General features: G+C 63.9%; 16 protein-coding genes and 1 pseudogene. 6 read left to right on the top strand and 11 right to left on the bottom strand.

All coding sequences use genetic code 11. The features are described 5' to 3' along the window. Together VGP39_RS18040 and VGP39_RS18035 are read right to left on the bottom strand one after the other, a co-directional pair. Window positions 1-205 (bottom strand): annotated as a pseudogene (locus VGP39_RS18040) (hypothetical protein); the annotation flags it as partial. 200 nt (window positions 206-405) lie between these two features. Further along, entirely contained in the window at window positions 406-615 is a 210-nt protein-coding gene (locus tag VGP39_RS18035) for a His-rich protein BRANT (protein ID WP_327569461.1), read from the bottom strand. 386 nt (window positions 616-1,001) lie between these two features. Between VGP39_RS18035 and VGP39_RS18030 the strand changes: the two genes are divergently transcribed. Both VGP39_RS18030 and VGP39_RS18025 read left to right on the top strand, forming a co-directional pair. Beyond that, the gene (locus VGP39_RS18030; RefSeq protein ID WP_327569460.1) at window positions 1,002-1,532 is read left to right on the top strand and encodes a tetratricopeptide repeat protein; all 531 of its coding nucleotides are present in this window, start codon (window positions 1,002-1,004) and stop codon (window positions 1,530-1,532) included. A gap of 28 nt (window positions 1,533-1,560) precedes the next feature. Further along, window positions 1,561-2,106 (top strand): tetratricopeptide repeat protein, encoded by a 546-nt coding sequence (locus tag VGP39_RS18025; protein WP_327569459.1) that lies wholly within the window; start codon window positions 1,561-1,563, stop codon window positions 2,104-2,106. 71 nt (window positions 2,107-2,177) lie between these two features. On the opposite strand, the gene VGP39_RS18020 is transcribed toward VGP39_RS18025, so the two are convergent. After that, window positions 2,178-3,752 (bottom strand): S10 family peptidase, encoded by a 1,575-nt coding sequence (locus VGP39_RS18020; protein WP_327569458.1) that lies wholly within the window; start codon window positions 3,750-3,752, stop codon window positions 2,178-2,180. 156 nt (window positions 3,753-3,908) lie between these two features. After that, window positions 3,909-5,402, bottom strand: coding sequence for a hypothetical protein (locus tag VGP39_RS18015; RefSeq protein WP_327569457.1), 1,494 nt, complete (start codon window positions 5,400-5,402; stop codon window positions 3,909-3,911). 401 nt (window positions 5,403-5,803) lie between these two features. On the opposite strand from VGP39_RS18015, the gene VGP39_RS18010 reads away from it, so the two are divergent. The 3 genes from VGP39_RS18010 to VGP39_RS18000 all read left to right on the top strand — a co-directional run bounded on the left by VGP39_RS18010 (window position 5,804) and on the right by VGP39_RS18000 (window position 8,040). Continuing rightward, window positions 5,804-6,583 carry an NAD kinase gene (locus VGP39_RS18010; RefSeq protein WP_327569456.1) on the top strand — a complete coding sequence of 260 codons (780 nt, stop codon included), beginning with the start codon at window positions 5,804-5,806 and terminating at the stop codon, window positions 6,581-6,583. Window positions 6,584-6,895: 312 nt separating this feature from the next. Then, the gene (locus tag VGP39_RS18005; protein ID WP_327569455.1) at window positions 6,896-7,441 is read left to right on the top strand and encodes a response regulator; all 546 of its coding nucleotides are present in this window, start codon (window positions 6,896-6,898) and stop codon (window positions 7,439-7,441) included. A 20-nt stretch (window positions 7,442-7,461) separates the two neighbouring features. Beyond that, window positions 7,462-8,040, top strand: coding sequence for an Hpt domain-containing protein (locus VGP39_RS18000; protein WP_327569454.1), 579 nt, complete (start codon window positions 7,462-7,464; stop codon window positions 8,038-8,040). Window positions 8,041-8,288: 248 nt separating this feature from the next. On the opposite strand, the gene VGP39_RS17995 is transcribed toward VGP39_RS18000, so the two are convergent. From VGP39_RS17995 to VGP39_RS17980, 4 genes are all read right to left on the bottom strand, one after another. Next, complete coding sequence (locus VGP39_RS17995; RefSeq protein WP_327569453.1) at window positions 8,289-9,464, bottom strand: DUF2336 domain-containing protein; 1,176 nt, start codon at window positions 9,462-9,464, stop codon at window positions 8,289-8,291. Window positions 9,465-9,738: 274 nt separating this feature from the next. Then, window positions 9,739-10,749, bottom strand: coding sequence for a transglycosylase SLT domain-containing protein (locus VGP39_RS17990; RefSeq protein ID WP_327569452.1), 1,011 nt, complete (start codon window positions 10,747-10,749; stop codon window positions 9,739-9,741). 126 nt (window positions 10,750-10,875) lie between these two features. Next, the gene (gene mtnA, locus VGP39_RS17985; protein WP_327569451.1) at window positions 10,876-11,985 is read right to left on the bottom strand and encodes an S-methyl-5-thioribose-1-phosphate isomerase; all 1,110 of its coding nucleotides are present in this window, start codon (window positions 11,983-11,985) and stop codon (window positions 10,876-10,878) included. Further along, complete coding sequence (locus VGP39_RS17980) at window positions 11,982-12,857, bottom strand: S-methyl-5'-thioadenosine phosphorylase (protein WP_327569450.1); 876 nt, start codon at window positions 12,855-12,857, stop codon at window positions 11,982-11,984. Before VGP39_RS17980 ends, mtnA begins: the two co-directional genes overlap by 4 nt. 78 nt (window positions 12,858-12,935) lie before the next feature. Here VGP39_RS17980 and VGP39_RS17975 point away from each other — a divergent pair, with 78 nt between their 5' ends. Then, window positions 12,936-13,583: a class II aldolase/adducin family protein gene (locus VGP39_RS17975; protein ID WP_327569449.1), complete on the top strand. Its 648-nt coding sequence runs from the start codon at window positions 12,936-12,938 to the stop codon at window positions 13,581-13,583. Between the two features lie 7 nt (window positions 13,584-13,590). Here VGP39_RS17975 and VGP39_RS17970 read toward each other — a convergent pair whose 3' ends face one another. Genes VGP39_RS17970 through folE form a run of 3 tightly spaced genes read right to left on the bottom strand, consistent with a single transcriptional unit; the run spans window position 13,591 to window position 15,126 of the window. Next, window positions 13,591-14,007 (bottom strand): VOC family protein, encoded by a 417-nt coding sequence (locus tag VGP39_RS17970; RefSeq protein ID WP_327569448.1) that lies wholly within the window; start codon window positions 14,005-14,007, stop codon window positions 13,591-13,593. Between the two features lie 4 nt (window positions 14,008-14,011). Then, the gene (gene hisI, locus VGP39_RS17965; protein WP_327569447.1) at window positions 14,012-14,401 is read right to left on the bottom strand and encodes a phosphoribosyl-AMP cyclohydrolase; all 390 of its coding nucleotides are present in this window, start codon (window positions 14,399-14,401) and stop codon (window positions 14,012-14,014) included. Between the two features lie 29 nt (window positions 14,402-14,430). Continuing rightward, window positions 14,431-15,126: a GTP cyclohydrolase I FolE gene (folE, locus tag VGP39_RS17960; RefSeq protein ID WP_327569446.1), complete on the bottom strand. Its 696-nt coding sequence runs from the start codon at window positions 15,124-15,126 to the stop codon at window positions 14,431-14,433. Window positions 15,127-15,213 lie beyond the last annotated feature (87 nt).

Here is a 15,213-nt window from a genome sequence, read left to right as displayed (position 1 = left end):
CCATCGCGGCATCCTTCACGCCGACCGGGTTGTTGAGATAGGTCCGCATGAACGCCAGCAGTTCGGTGCGGTAGTCGGCGGGATAGGGCTGGTTGGCGACGCCGCGATCGTCGGTATAGGTGATGCTGTTCTGGCCGTCGCTCGCGCAGGCCGCGAGCGCCGACGCCAGCACTAAAATCGCCGCGCGCTTTGCCGAACTCACCAGCTCTAGCCCGTCTTTCGAATGCCCAACGCCCCCCGGACTCTTAGAACGTTCGTGCGGCAAATGGAATTCGCATCTTAAGTTATCGGGGCGCCGTCCAAGACAGTTCCGGCCTGCACCATTGCGGAAGCAACGGTACAGGCCGGAGCGTACCCACGGCCGCGGCGGACAATGTGGATCGAGCCGCCGACGCAGAAGACCCGTCAGCGGTGATGACGGCGATGATGCCGGTAGTGATGGCCGTGGCGGTGATGATGGCGGCCCATTTTGGCATTGGCGTTAAGGATGCCCGGCTTCAGCTGCGTGGATTTGACCGCGGGGGTGGTCGTGCTGTGCTTCTTGGTGGTGCCGGCCATCGCCGGCGCGGCAAGGACGGAAACGGCGAGCAGTGCTGCGGAAATGGCCTTCAACATGGTCGTCTCGTTAAGTCGATCACCGAACAGACCGGTCGGATGGCCGGGGCTCGCCGATCATGCGGGGTCATGTTAGGCGGGCAGGGCTGAACCCTCCCTGAAGCGGGAGAACAGGTTCCGTTCATCTGGATGACCTGTTGGTCATGCTGGCGGGAGGGCCCGCGGCGTCCTTGCGAGCCAACGGGTCGCGCGAATGTGCGCCGATGAGAGGCTCCGCGAAGCAATCCAGAGCGGCAAAGCCCGACTGGATTGCTTCGTCGCTGGCGCTTCTCGCAATGACGCCAAACGCCAATTTCCATGGTTTCTCGGGAATGTTCCGATCATCGGGGGGTTCAAATCCCTAAGCTTCGGTGTAGGATCGCCCTTATTGGCAAAAGGAGAGACGCATGAGCAAATTTGCGATCAGGCTTTTGACGCTGGCAATGCTTTCGGTGGCGATGGTCGCAGCACCGGTGCTCGCCTATGCCGCGCCCGAGAGCGATCCGCCGCCGGCCGACACCAAGAAGAAAAAGAAGAGCAGCGAAAACACCTCGCGCAGCTATGCGGCGTTTGCCGACGCTTATCGCGCAGCCTTCGCGACGATCTACGATCGCCACGATTATGCCTCGGCCATCGAGCAGCTCAAAGCGCTCGGCCGCGACGACAGCGCCGCGGTCGCCAACCTGATCGGCTATTCCTACCGCAAGCTCGGCGACTACAAGGTCTCGCAGGTCTGGTACGAGCGCGCGCTGAAGGCCGACCCGAACCACGTCAAGACCTGGCAGTATTACGGGCTGTGGCAGGTCGAACAGGGCAACCGCGACCAGGCGCAGTATCATCTGAGCCGCATCGCCGCCATCAGCGGCACCGCGAGCGCCGAATACAAATCGCTGGCCGACGCGCTGGAAAAGCCGCCGGGCACCGGGCTGGTTTACTGATCTTCTTAAATCTCAACAGGAGGGATCCATGAGCAAATTTGCGATCCGGCTGATGACACTGGCGATATTTTCAACCGCGCTGATCGCGGCGCCGCTGCTCACTGCGCGTACTGCCGCGGCCGGAGGCGAACCGACGCCGTCGGAAAGCCCGCCGCCCGCGAAGTCAAAGAAAAGGAGCGAGAACGGCACCCGGTTCGACACCGCCTTCGTCGATGGTTATCGCGCCGCCTATGCGACGATCTACGACCGCAACGACTACGCCTCGGCGATCGCGCTGCTGAAGGCGCTCGGCCACGACGACAACGCCGCCGTCGCCAATTTGATCGGCTACTCCTACCGCAAGCTCGGCGACTACAAGGTCTCGCAGGCGTGGTATGAGCGCGCGCTGAAGGCTGATCCGAACCATGTCAAGACCTGGCAGTATTACGGGCTGTGGCAGGTCGAACAGGGCAACCGCGACCAGGCGCAATATCACTTGAGCCGGATCGCCGCCATCAGCGGCACCACGTCGGAGGAATACCGCTCGCTCGCCGACGCGCTGGAAAAGCCGCCCGGCACCGGTCTCGTCTACTGAGATAGCTGCGGCGCAATTCAGGCCGGCGTGGCTTCAAGCTGCGCCGGCTTTGCCTTGTCGGCAGCCTTGCGCTACTTCATCATCGCCTCGGCCTCGGCGCGAAAAGCCTGGCGCGAGGCGTCGCGCGAATAGAACATGTGCCCGCCGGGATAGACCGCGAGCTTGACGCGATCGGGCGATGCGTAGGCCGGCAGCTGGTCGAGCAGGATCTTGGAGCCGAAATACGGCGTGGCGAGATCGAACAGCCCGTGCGCCACCAGCAATTTGAGTTTCGGGTCGAGCGCGAGAATCTGCCGCAATTGAGAAAGCGACTCGGGAGGATTGAGGCCGCGGCCCCAGTCCCAGCCCTTGTCGGCCGCGTTACTCATCAGCCTATAGGATCCGTCCGGGCGCCAATTCAGTTTGCGGGTGGTGAGGTCGACCGCGGCGCTGGTCAGCGGCGCGAACAGCGGTTCGGCGGACGGATCGCCGAAATGGTAGAAACTGGAATCCGGATGCGAATCGAAGCCCATCACCGAGGCGTCGTAGCGTCCGGTCACCTTGCCGTTCTTGCGATCAAACTCGCGGCGAAACTCGATGGCGTCGAAGCGTCCGGCCAGCCTGCGGCTTACCGCCTGGTCGATCCCGGTGAAGGCCGCTATCTTGTCGGCGATGCGGTTGGTGGCTTCGAGATCGGCCTCGCCCTTGAGGATATCGGCGAGGAAATCGCTGCGCGCATAGCTTTCGACGTCGGCCAGATCGGCGCGGGTCACGGAACCCTTCTCCTTCTCCCGCGCCACCGCGGCCATGGTGGGAAGGCTCCAGACATATTGCAGCAGGCTGGAGCCGGAAAATTCGCGGAAGTCGAGCACCGGCGAAACCAGGATCAGGCCTTTTACGCCGACACCCTGCTGGGTCTGCAGGTTGCGCACGATCTTGGGCCCGCGGATGCCGCCATAGCTTTCGCCGGCGACGTATTTCGGCGACAGCAGGCGGTCGTGTTTCTCCAGCCAGCGGCGGATCATCACCGAGAGCGAAGCGACGTCGCCGTCGACGGAAAAGAATCGTTTGCGCACCTCCTCGCCGGTGGCGACGAAGCGGCTGTAACCTGTGGTGACCGGATCGATGAAGACCAGATCGGTAAAGTCCAGCCAGGTCTCGGCATTGGGCAGCAGATCCGGTGAGGCGGAAGAACTCGCGGCGTCGCCGCCGAAGGCCAGCCGCCAGGGGCCGGCGTCGCCGAATTGCAGCCAGGCGGAGGCAGCACCCGGACCGCCATTGAACAGGAAGGTCACCGGGCGGGTGCGCGCGTCGGCGCCGTCGAGCTGGTACGAGGTGTAGGCGAGATCGGCCTGCGGTTCGCCCTTGTCGTCGAACAGGCGGATCGAGCCCGCCGTCGCCGTGAAGGCGAGCGTACGGCCGGGAAGCGCGAGCGTCTGCTTGGTGGTGGAATCCGGCGGCAGACGGTGTTGCTCGGCGCTCGCAGCTGCATTCGGGGTGTTGGCGCGCGACCCTCTTTCGCCGGACTTCTGCCCCGAGGGCGACGCGGCGGGTTGCGGCTGAGATGATGGTGCCGCATCCTCGGCGCGCGCCTCAGCCAGGGCAAAGAGCGCAAGAAGGGCAAGCGCGATGCGCGCATGGCGCGGCACCGGAAACGGAATGGCCATATCCTGTTTTCTCCTGCTTTCCGTGATCGCCCCCGCACGGCCTCGTCAGCGCCCAGCCGGATAAGTCACGGTTTACCCTCAAAACTGCGCCAGGTTGGCATTCTGCGCAAGGCTCGCGGCGGTTCGCCGTTTCCAGGCGGCCGCGTCGACGAAAACTCAGAGGCGCTGGCTCTGGGCTAAAACGTTCAGCCGTTGAACGAGCGTCAACGCGTGTGCTTCCGGCAATCCCCATAGCGACGCAAGCTTACCGTGTGCCTTGGTCAGGGCGGTGGCTGATTCCGCCGTTTTCTGGATGAACCATCGCTCAGGCCTGACAAGGCGCTCCTGCAATTTGGAAACGGCCGATCCCGAATACTGGGCGGCATACGTCAGAACCAGCACGGCCGTGAGCAGACCCCCGGACAGGTCGCTGGCCGCCCCGGTCATGACCGCGGCAGCGGCAGCGCTTATCGCGGCAGGCTGGAGCCACTCGGTCAAGCGGACAGCCTCGCCCCGGATCGCCTTCCGAAGCGGATCGATCTCGGACAGATCCCCATTCTTGATCGCGGATTCCAGGTCGGCCAGCTTCTTCCTGAGCGGGTAGGCGCGTCGGCGCATCGAGGCAAGCTCTTCGCCGAATTCCTCACGCTTTGAAATTCGCCGCAGAAGAGCGGTCAGAAAGAAAGGCAGGGTCATTTCGGTTGCACCCATATCGATCCGTTTTGCGATCATCTCGCGATATTGGTCGTCGAGAAACGGCGCTAACGACAGTCCCTTCTCCACTGTTCTGGATCGGTCATACAACCATTTTTGGAACGGGACGCGAAACGTGTTTGGCTGATATGGAAGCCGTATCGCTTTGCTGAACAGCTTGTTGAACAGGAAACGATGGTTGCATTCGCTCGCCAGTCGACTTCGCTGCGTAAAGAGTTCTTCCTGGTTCAGTTCTCGCCTGGATGGCATATCCAGGGTCCGATCGCCATATTGAACGAGCTTGCTCACGAGGCCGGGTCCGCGGGAATCGTAGTCATCCCTAATGTCGGGGTCGAAGACATTGAGCTTTCCGGCGGTGCCAAAGAGCTCCCCCCAGAGCGCAGAAATGTCATTTCCCTCCTCCCGCTTTGGGTCTGGTAGCTCTGATCGTCTGATTTCGTTAATCTCATCACATGCCTGATACCAGAACGCCGTCAGAAGGCCGCCTTCTCCATCAACATCCATGATAGCGACCGGAATTTCCACGAGTGCGGGTGAACCTCCAATCGACTCATTGAGCCGCAGACTCGACAGATGCGGGCTCTTCAAATGAAAAATCTGGTCGTGGAGAACGATGGCGGAAACGAAATTGGCCAGGTCCAGCAGTGTCGAAGGCGCGAGCTTAGAGCGATCGTCATCGAAAACGAGGCTGTCGACCGCTGCAATCGTCGTTGTATCCATGAACACCGCGCGCGGCTCGGCCAGCTCTTGAACGCCCGCAATCCAGCGCCGCACATGGTCGAGTCTTTCCTTCCCCACAAAGCTGCCAACAATCGGGGTTCCGAATTCGGCAAGCGATTCCAGGCCTTCCTTGGAAAGGTCAGGCGGAGGCGAATAATTATCCCATTCGGCAGGTGAAAATTTCAGAACCCGCTGCAATTCGGTGTGAGCGCCAACAGCTCCTGGTGATCCGCCCATGCTGAACCCCCTGGCCTTGTGCCGATCGCATACTTGGTCGCACATCCTACGCGGATGATTTCCGGCATGGAGAGTGCGCGACGGCGTGTTAGGGTCCGCCGGATTGCGTGGCACTTTCCGACTTGTGATAATTGTAAGTGCAGGTCGAGTGACGAGGCAAGGGCGATCATGTCGTCGACCCTGCGGAGGCTTGGTCTTGACTTTGCGCCATCGGCAAAGAATTGGCTGCTGTCAGCCCAAACCTGCTCGGACCGGAGCAATGCTCGATCATGATTTCGCGCCTTGCAGGTTCAGAACGCCTCCCAAAAACGCCGTCAGGTGTCGCCTCGACAAGCGTGGCAAAGATCGGCTAGACGACCACGGCACCCCTTCCTGTTGCGCCGAGATGAGCCCGCGATCCCATGACCACGCCCCAGCGATATGACCGGATCGCCTTCGTCGCGAGTTCTGGCGCGGAAGCCCAGCAGGCGCTGACGCAGCTCACCCAGGCCTACGGCAATCACGATCCGGATCACGCCGATGTTGTGGTGGCGCTCGGCGGCGACGGGTTGATGCTGCAGACGCTGCATCGGCAGATGCGCTCGGGCAAGCCGATTTACGGCATGCATCGCGGCACCGTCGGCTTCCTGATGAACGAGTTCAGGACGCTCGACCTGCATGGCCGTCTCGCCGCGGCGCGCGAGACGCTGATCAATCCCCTGCTGATGCGTGCTACCGACGTGCATGGCGGCGTCCATCTGCACCACGCCATCAACGAAGTCTTCCTGTTTCGCCAGACCCATCAGATGGCGCGATTGCGCATCCTGATCGACGAGCGCGAGCGGATGGCGGAACTCGCGGCCGACGGCGTGCTGGTGGCGACGCCGGCCGGATCCACCGCCTACAACCTCTCGGCGCAGGGTCCGATCCTGCCGATCAATGCGCCGCTGCTGGCGCTGACGCCGATCTCGGCGTTCCGGCCGCGGCGCTGGCGCGGCGCCCTGCTCCCCAACACCGCCTTTGTCGTCATCGAAGTGCTCGAGGGGGAAAAACGCCCGGTCGCGGCGGTGGCCGATCATGACGAGGCGCGCGATATACGGCGCGTCGAGGTGATTTCGGACAAGACCATCTCGATGCGGATGCTGTTCGACCCCGGCCACAGCCTCGAGGAGCGAATCCTCAGCGAGCAGTTCGGGTACTAACCTCCTCCTTGCTCTTCTGGAGAGGTCGGATTGCCAAGCAATCGGGGTGAGGGGCAAGGCTTTGCGCCGAATGCGTCAGCGGACTCTCGGGTCGCGCCATCGCATGGGCAGCGCAGTTCGCCCGCACATCCTCCGACCCGAGAGGCAGCGAGCTCCGCACCGCAGTGCTTAGCCCCTCACCCGCCGTGCTGCGCACGGCGACCTCTCCCCGCAAAAGAGCGGGGCGAGGTGAAGAAGCAACCATTCGTTAACGGCAGCCGCATATAGTTAACGCCGGGTATACCCGACTGAGGTAGCACCCAAGGCCGGGCCATGTTTCGCATCGATTTCAACAAATTGCGGTTTCTGCTGTGCGATGACAACGCGCATATGCGGCGCATCCTGCGCACGCTGTTGCATTCGTTCGGCGCCCGCGAGGTCTATGAGGCCGAGGACGGCGCCACCGCGTTGGAAATGTACAGCCATTATGCGCCCGACATCGTCATCACCGACTGGTCGATGCCGATCTTCGACGGGCTGGAACTCGCCCAGATGATCCGTCAGCCGGACTCCAAGGGCAACCCTTACGCGCCGATCATCATGCTGACCGGGCACTCGGAGAAACGCCGCGTGACCATGGCGCGCGACGCCGGCGTCACCGAATTTCTGGCCAAGCCGATCTCCGCCAAAGGCCTCTATCACCGCATCCTCAACGTGGTCGCCAACCCGCGCCCGTTCATCAAGACCAAGACCTATTTCGGTCCGGACCGCCGCCGCAACATCGCCAATACCTATATCGGCCCCGAACGGCGCAACGGCGCGGAGGCGGAAGTTCTGCAGCAGCCCTCGCTGCTCGAAAAAGCCCGCACCAGCGGCTAACGGGTCCCAAGGACATCATCATGGCCAAAGAGAAACCCGCAGAGCTCCACGTCCAGGCCTTCGCCGACCATCACGTCATCACCCAGCCCAACCCGCTGCGCCGGGTGCTCCGCCGCGTCGACGAAAAGGATCTCAACGATCCCGTCGCCCGCGCCGAAAAGGCGCTGGCCGGACTGTCCGGCGAGTTCAAGGACTGGATGGCAATCGAATGCGACCGGCTCGCCGCGGCGCACGCCACCATTCTCAAGGACGGTTTCACCACCGACACCAGCCAGGAACTGTTTCGCGCCGCCCACGACATCAAGGGCGACGCCGCCACCTTCGGTTTTCCGACCGCGGGCGCCGCCGCCGAAAGCCTGTGCCGGATCATCGAGCACGCGCCGGATCTGGAACGGGTGCCGGCCGAGCTGATCGCGCATCACATCAACGCGATCCAGGCGATCGTGCGCGAGAACGCGGGGATCAACAACGCCGGCATGGCCGCGGCGTTGAGCAAGAAGCTGCGCGGCGTTGCCGACGAATACCTCGCCGCCGTCAACCGCGACCGCCCCGAGCACCTCGAAGCGATTCTGGCGCCGAGCATCGTGCCGGGGGAATAGACGCCCGACGACCTATCGTTCGTCATGCCCGGCCTTGTACCGGGCGTCCATGCCCGGGCCTGTCCCAGGCATCCACGTCTTGGCGGTGCCTAAGCAAGGAAGACGTAGATGGCCGGGACGAAGCCCGGCCATGACGGAGGGGTGGATGGCCGGACAAGCCCGGCCATGCTCGCCATCGTCGCGACCCTTGCCGCGAGACGATCATTGTCGCCGTAGCGGATTTCGACGGCTGAAGCTATTTTATAAAATCATGCCGCGATCAGATCGTGCTGCATCGCCGCGACCGCCTCGTCCGCGATCAACTCGTCGCAGAACAGACGGGCGTCCTCGCGCGCGGATTCGGTTGCAAAGCGCCGCAGCAGGACCAGCAGCGGCTCGGCGGTCGCAGAATCGGTCTCGCAACGCGTCAGCACCCGCTCCACCATGCGCCGGCGCAGCCGCGCCGCGTCGCCGGCGGTGCCGGCAAAACCGATTTCGTGGCTCGCCTCCAGCGCCGCGCGGAACGCGGGGAACGTCGACTCCGGCAGGCCGGCGCGCGCCAGCAATGCATTCAGGCTGGCACCGCCGCGGTCATAGACCAGCGCGGAGACTCTGGCTTGCGGCAGGCCCGACAATTCCACCAAGGCATGGTCGAACAATTCGAGATTGCCCGACAACAGCGCGCGCAGGATCAATCCGGCGGTGAGCTGGCCGGTCAGGCGCAGATGCCGCACCAGCGAGCGCATGTCCTCGCCGCGCGAGCGCGCCGCTACATTCACGGTGCAGCGATCCCGCGCCTCGCTGGCGATACGTAGTGCGCGGTCGGCGCTGAGCCAGTTGCGCGCGGCTACGAATTGCGCCAACGTGTCGGACAGTTTGGCGACCAGCGCCAGCCGGGTCGCGGCGGGAAGATCTTCCAGCACCAGCATCGATTCACGGATCGCGGCCAGATGGCCGTGGCGTTCGACGATGCGGTCCCACGAAAACGGCGCGAGCTCCGCGTAGGGATTTTCGATCAATTCGAGCGCCGCCGCGGGGGTGCCGACTTCGGCGATCGCGGCGCAGACCGCTGCGGGGAGATTCATGCGGCGTGCAATGGCGCATTGCATTTCGCTGTTCCCGGTGGCGATGATGTCGACCAGGTCGGCGTCGATCAAAAGCGGCGAATGTTCGAGCACCGGAAGCGCCACCGATGCCTGGTCGAGTGACAGCGCCTGCACGATCGCAGCCGGGGCATCGCCGCTGCCTGCAAACACTTCGGCCATGGCCTGGCGCACCAGCGGAGACGCATCGTCCAGCAGCATCAGCAGCGCGCCCTCGGCGGCGCCGCGATCCTGCTCGGACATATCGGAAAACAGCAGCGCGCGGGCCAGTGACCGCGTGGCTTCCGCGCGCTCGCCTGCGGGAGCGGTGCGTACCCAACTGATGAACTGCCGAACGATCATGGTCCTGCCGGCTTACGCAACTTTTAAAAACGACACCGTGACGCGATGCCACTGTCATACAAAATAAACCATGACGCTTAACAAAGGGTTCACCATAAACGGCTGGCGTTATTGAGGTTTTGTTAAGGGTGCGAGGTGTCCCGGACGCGGTGCAGCGTTTTCACGCTGCTCCGCAGAGCCGGGACGGTCACGGACACCGCGCCTCGTTGCGGCCCCGGCTCTGCAGCGCACCGCTCCGCAAGTGCTGCGCGCTGCGCTGCGTCCGGGGCACGAGCTAGCCGCTGAACGTGCCGTTGCGGTCGCTGAACAGATCGAGCGGCTGCGGCGTGCGGACTTTTGGTAGCGATGACGGCGATGGCACTGACGTCAGCGAGGAAGAGTTGCCCCACAATTCCTGCACCGCCGGAGAGACCGGCTGGGCACGATCGCCGGCATGGAACAGCGAACGGAACATCGGCTGGCCCGGCTGCTGCAGCGACGCCGTGGCGATGGCCGGTTGCGGCGTCGCGGCTGCCGGCGTGACCGAACGCGCATCGGGAAAGCTCGACAGATAGGCGACGTTGTCGACCGCCGTGGCTGCCGCGAACTTGCTCGCGGGCGTCACGCCAACCGATGCCATCGCGGTGCGCGTCGCCGATGAATTGGCGGCGCTGGCGTAGCGCTGCGTCAGCACCGAATAGACTTCGGAGACGCTGCGCGCCCGTCCGCCGCGCTCGTAGAAGATCGAACGATTGGCGGCGGCGGCGTTGGGAAAAAGCCGCGCCCCGGAGGCTTGCGGATTGTCCTCGGCATTGGCGATCAGTTTGGCGGCGCCGCCGACCCCCATGAAATGCGCCATGTAGAGCTCGCCGCCGGTGGGACGGCGGCCGATCTTGCCGGTGAGCCGAAAGCTGTTGGACTGCGTCAGCACGCCCGCCATCGCCGAAGCGGCCGCCGGGTCGTCCCGCAGTTTCAGGATCGCGCTGCGCGCCGCAGGATCGCTCACCGAATAGCTCCCGGACGCGGATCTTGTGATGGCGTCGGCATAGTTGCCGTAGCCGAGCTGGCTGCCCGCTTCCTTCACGGTGCCAAGCCAGGTCTGGTCGATGAACTGAAACAGGCCGCGCGCCGACGACGTCGACGCGCTGGCGGCCGGATTGAAGTTGGATTCCATTTTCGCGGTGGCCAGCAAATATTCGAAGCTGGTGCCGGTGGTATTGGCGGCCTGCCTGATGGCGCCGGCGATTTTGGCGCGCGACGGGTCGATGCCTGCCGCTGGATTGGCACTGGAAGCGTCGACCGACATGTGTTGGTGCCCCGCTCCCTCGCGAAACGCCGCGCGGCCTTATCGAAATGCGCTGCTTGCAGCCTTAAGCCCGCATCGACCCTGCGACAATTATGGTTAATGGAGGGTTAAGGGGCACGATGCCTTTCACCGCGCCGCTTTCACTCCCGCCCGCTCGGGAAACGCGCCGGCCAGCGCGGCGCGGTTGGGCTGCAGCACGCCGCGCTCGGTGATCAGGCCCGTGACCAGCCGTGCCGGGGTTACGTCGAACGCGTAATTGGAAACCGGCGAGCCCTCGGCAACGATCCGCACGCTCTCGATCCGTCCATCCGCGGTCCGTCCGGTCATCATGGCGACCTCGTCGGCGGCGCGCTGCTCGATCGGAATCTGACCGCCGTCGCCGATGCCGAAATCGATGGTCGGCGATGGCAACGCCACATAGAACGGCACGCCATTGTCATGCGCGGCGAGCGCCTTCAGATAGGTGCCGATCTTGTTGCAGACATCGCCATTGGCAGTGGTGCGGTCGGTGCCGACGATGACCAGGTCGACCATCCCGTGCTGCATCAGATGGCCGCCGGCATTGTCGGCGATGACGGTGTGCGGCACCCCGTGATGGCCGAGCTCCCACGCCGTAAGCGAAGCCCCCTGATTGCGCGGCCGCGTCTCGTCGACCCACACATGAATGGCCCGGCTCTTGTCGTGCGCAAGATAGATCGGCGCCGTCGCGGTGCCCCAATCGACCGTTGCCAGCCAGCCGGCATTGCAATGGGTCAGCACATTGACCCGCTCGCCCGGCGGCTTCGCCGCCGCGACCCTTTCGATCAGGGCAAGGCCGTGCTGGCCGATGCCTTGGTTAATGGCGATATCCTGTTCGGCGATTTCGCCGGCGCGGATGTAGGCCGCTTGCGCGCGCGCCGAGGCCGCAAGCGACAGCAGCGCCGCCTTCATTTCGTCCAGCGCCCATTTCAGGTTGATCGCCGTCGGCCGCGTTGCGATCAGTGTTGCGCAGGCCCGATCGAGCGCCGCGTCGGAGCCGTCGCTGCGCATCGCCAATGCCACCCCATAGGCGGCGGCGGCGCCGATCAAGGGCGCGCCGCGCACCAGCATCGAGCGGATGGCGTCGGCCGCCGCTTCGCAGCTCCTGATCCGCGCGACGACGAATTCGTGTGGCAGCTTTGTCTGGTCGACTGCACTCACGGACCAGCCGTCCGGCTCCAGCCAGATGCTGCGGAAGTGCTTGCCGTCGACCTTCATGGCCCGAGCACCCTGCCCGCGACCGCGTCGAGCTTCTTCAAAAGCTCGGGGTCGCGCGCCTCTGGCGCGGTGATCATCGCAGTGTCGAGCGCGCGGTCCGAGCCGATCGGGCACGGCTCGTGCTCGCGCGGAAAATCCCTTGCCAGACGCGCGATCAGGCCCTTGGCCTTGTCGGCGTTGGAATTGAGCACCCGGATGATATCCTGCACCGTGACCGCGTCGTGGTCGGGATGCCAGCAATCGAAATCGGTGACCATCGCGACGCTGGCATAGCAAATCTCCGCTTCGCGCGCGAGCTTGGCCTCCGGCATGTTGGTCATGCCGACCACCGAATAACCGAGATTCTTGTAGGTCATGCTCTCGGCGTAGCTGGAGAACTGCGGGCCCTCCATGCAGACATAGATGCCGCCACGCGCCACGGCGATGCCTTCAGCTTCGGCGGCGGCGGCAAGATGGATGCGCAGTCGCGGAGACACCGGATACGCCATCGACACATGCGCGACGCAGCCCTTGCCGAAGAACGAACTCTCGCGCTTGTGGGTGCGATCGACGAACTGGTCGACCAGCACGAAGGTCCCGGGCGGCAATTCGTCCTTGAACGAGCCGCAGGCCGACAGCGCGACCAGGTCGGTGACGCCCGCGCGCTTGAGCACGTCGATATTGGCGCGGTAGTTGATGTCGGACGGCGACAGACGGTGACCCTTGTCGTGGCGCGGCAGAAACACGATCGGCAGGCCTGCGATGCTGCCATGCCGCACCGGGGCCGAGGGCTCTCCCCACGGGCTGGCGATCGCCTCGTCGCGCACATTTTCGAGCCCGGGCAGATCGTAGATGCCCGACCCGCCGATAATGCCAAGCACCGCCGTTGTCATGACTTGCTACCCGCGTGTTACACTCTCGCATTCAACATGCGGAAGCGCCCTCCGCAACCCCCATCAGAGGGAACATCAATGTCGACGGCAAACGACCGGGACAAGCGACAGTCCATCATCGATGCCTGCCTGCGCATGAACGCGCTCGGAATCAATCAGGGCACCTCCGGAAACATCAGCCTGCGTCACGGTGCTGGAATGCTGATCACGCCGACCAGCGTGCCCTATGAGGCGATGGAACCCGACCAGATCGTGTTCATGAATCTCGATGGTTTGTTCGATCCCGGCCAGCGCCCCTCGAGCGAATGGCACTTTCATCTCGACATCCTGAAAGCGCGGCCCGAGGTGAACGCCGTGGTCCACGCCCATCCGCCTTATGCGACAACACTGGCGATCATGGGCCGGGAGATTCCGCCGGTCCACTACATGATCGCGGCTGCGGGCGGCGACACCATCCGGTGCGCACCATACGCGACGTTCGGCACCGAGGAGCTGTCGCGGCATGCCGTTCATGCGCTGGAAAACCGGCTGGCCTGTCTGCTCGCGCACCATGGCATGATCGCGATAGGACCCTCGCTTGCAAAGGCGATGTGGCTCGCGGTCGAAGTCGAGACGTTGGCGCGGCAGTACTGCGGCTGCCTTCAGATCGGAACGCCGCCGCTGCTGTCGAAGACGGAGATCGAAAATGTCCGCGCGCGGATGGCGGGATACGGAATGAAGGACTAGGCTTCAACTAAATTTCCGCAAACACCTCCAGCAGATTTCCATCCGGATCGCGGAAGAACAGCGTGCGATGGCCGAAGACCTGGTCGGTGGGCGGTGCGAGCAGATTGACGCCCTGCCGCATGAGTTCGTCGGCGCAGCGATCGACTTCGGGCGCGGAAACCTTGAAGGCCAGCTGCAGCGAAGCGCTGCCGTTGGGCATTGGAGCATCTGCCGCAGTCAGGCTTGGCCTCGCCAAGGCCAGCGTATTGGCGCCCGCCCGATATTCGATCCAGCCTGCCGAGAGTTCTCGTAAAAGCGGAAAACCAAGGATGTCTTCATAGAAGCGGCGCATCGCTACCATATCGCGCACGAAAATCACCGTGTAGTCGATCGCCCGAATGGCTTGAAAAGCCGAACCGGAATGCGGATTCCCTTCGTTTGCCACGGCGTCAGTCCACGAACGAAAGCGCCGCGCCGCTCTCGCCGTTGTCGACCGCGCGATAGAAGCACGAGCGCCTTCCGGTGTGGCAGGCCGCGCCGGTCTGCTCGACCTTGATCCACACCGCGTCCTGGTCGCAGTCCAGCCGCATCTCGACCACGCGCTGTGTGTGGCCGGAGGTTTCGCCCTTGCGCCACAGCACATTGCGCGAGCGGCTGAAATACCAGGCGTCGCCGCTTTCGATGGTCTTGCGCAAGGCTTCGGCGTTCATGTGCGCGACCATCAGCACCTCGCCGGTGCCGGCGTCGGTGGCAACGCAGGTCACGAGGCCGGAGGCGTCGAATTTGGGCTGGAATTTCAACCCTTCCTCGCGGTCGTTACTGTCAGAAGCTGTGGACACGGAAAACCTCGCCAAAATTTCGAGCGAGGCTAGCGCTGCGGCCCTCGCACCATCGACAGGAAACGCGCCTGCTCCGCCGGATTGTCGCGGAACATGCCGGTGAAGCGGCTGGTGAACGTCATCGCGCCGTGCTTGGCGACGCCGCGCACCGACATGCAGGTATGCTCCGCCTCGATCATCACCGCAACGCCGCGGGGTTTTAGAATCTCGTCGATCGCGGCGGCAATCTGGGCGGTGAGATGCTCCTGGGTCTGCAGGCGGTGGGCGAAGATATCGGTGAGACGCGCCAGTTTCGACAAACCCACCACGCGCTCCACCGGCGTATAGGCGATATGCGCCTTGCCGTAGAACGGCATCATGTGATGCTCGCACTGCGAGGTGAATTCGATGTCGCGGATCAGCACGAAATCGTCATAGCCCGCGGTTTCGCCGAAGGTGCGGTTGAGCACCTCGGCGGGACACTGGTGATAGCCCTGATAGAGTTCGTCGAAGGCTTCGACCACCCGGCGCGGGGTGTCCAGCAGGCCCTCGCGGGCCGGGTTCTCGCCGATATATCCGAGCAGCGTCTTGACCGCGTGCTCGGCCTCGGCACGCGACGGACGCGGCTGGTCCGCCCGCACGGCGGCGGCTAGAAATTCGGCGGGGTCGAGTTCGGCGGGGCGAAATTCGGCCGGCTTGGCGTCGGAAGGCTTGTTTCCGCGCAGTGGCTTGATCAATGCGTCCATGTCAACTCCGTTCGACCGGCCATGAGAGCCGGAGCGTGACCGGGCGCCGGCCGGACTGTATTTCCGCCGACTGCGACCATATATAGG

Origin of the sequence: Bradyrhizobium sp., assembly GCF_036009065.1 — a bacterium.
In the GTDB taxonomy this organism is placed as follows: domain Bacteria; phylum Pseudomonadota; class Alphaproteobacteria; order Rhizobiales; family Xanthobacteraceae; genus Bradyrhizobium.
This window is presented reverse-complemented; position numbering and strand designations above follow the sequence as displayed.

Coding starts and splice junctions, on each gene's coding strand:
- VGP39_RS18000 (WP_327569454.1), top strand. CDS start 7,462: ATGGCCAAAGAGAAACCCGCAGAGCTCCACGTCCAGGCCTTCGCCGAC.
- VGP39_RS18030 (WP_327569460.1), top strand. CDS start 1,002: ATGAGCAAATTTGCGATCAGGCTTTTGACGCTGGCAATGCTTTCGGTG.
- VGP39_RS18010 (WP_327569456.1), top strand. CDS start 5,804: ATGACCACGCCCCAGCGATATGACCGGATCGCCTTCGTCGCGAGTTCT.
- VGP39_RS18035 (WP_327569461.1), bottom strand. CDS start 615: ATGTTGAAGGCCATTTCCGCAGCACTGCTCGCCGTTTCCGTCCTTGCC.
- VGP39_RS17980 (WP_327569450.1), bottom strand. CDS start 12,857: ATGACAACGGCGGTGCTTGGCATTATCGGCGGGTCGGGCATCTACGAT.
- VGP39_RS17995 (WP_327569453.1), bottom strand. CDS start 9,464: ATGATCGTTCGGCAGTTCATCAGTTGGGTACGCACCGCTCCCGCAGGC.
- VGP39_RS17990 (WP_327569452.1), bottom strand. CDS start 10,749: ATGTCGGTCGACGCTTCCAGTGCCAATCCAGCGGCAGGCATCGACCCG.
- folE (WP_327569446.1), bottom strand. CDS start 15,126: ATGGACGCATTGATCAAGCCACTGCGCGGAAACAAGCCTTCCGACGCC.
- VGP39_RS18015 (WP_327569457.1), bottom strand. CDS start 5,402: ATGGGCGGATCACCAGGAGCTGTTGGCGCTCACACCGAATTGCAGCGG.
- VGP39_RS18005 (WP_327569455.1), top strand. CDS start 6,896: ATGTTTCGCATCGATTTCAACAAATTGCGGTTTCTGCTGTGCGATGAC.
- VGP39_RS17975 (WP_327569449.1), top strand. CDS start 12,936: ATGTCGACGGCAAACGACCGGGACAAGCGACAGTCCATCATCGATGCC.
- VGP39_RS18025 (WP_327569459.1), top strand. CDS start 1,561: ATGAGCAAATTTGCGATCCGGCTGATGACACTGGCGATATTTTCAACC.
- mtnA (WP_327569451.1), bottom strand. CDS start 11,985: ATGAAGGTCGACGGCAAGCACTTCCGCAGCATCTGGCTGGAGCCGGAC.
- VGP39_RS18020 (WP_327569458.1), bottom strand. CDS start 3,752: ATGGCCATTCCGTTTCCGGTGCCGCGCCATGCGCGCATCGCGCTTGCC.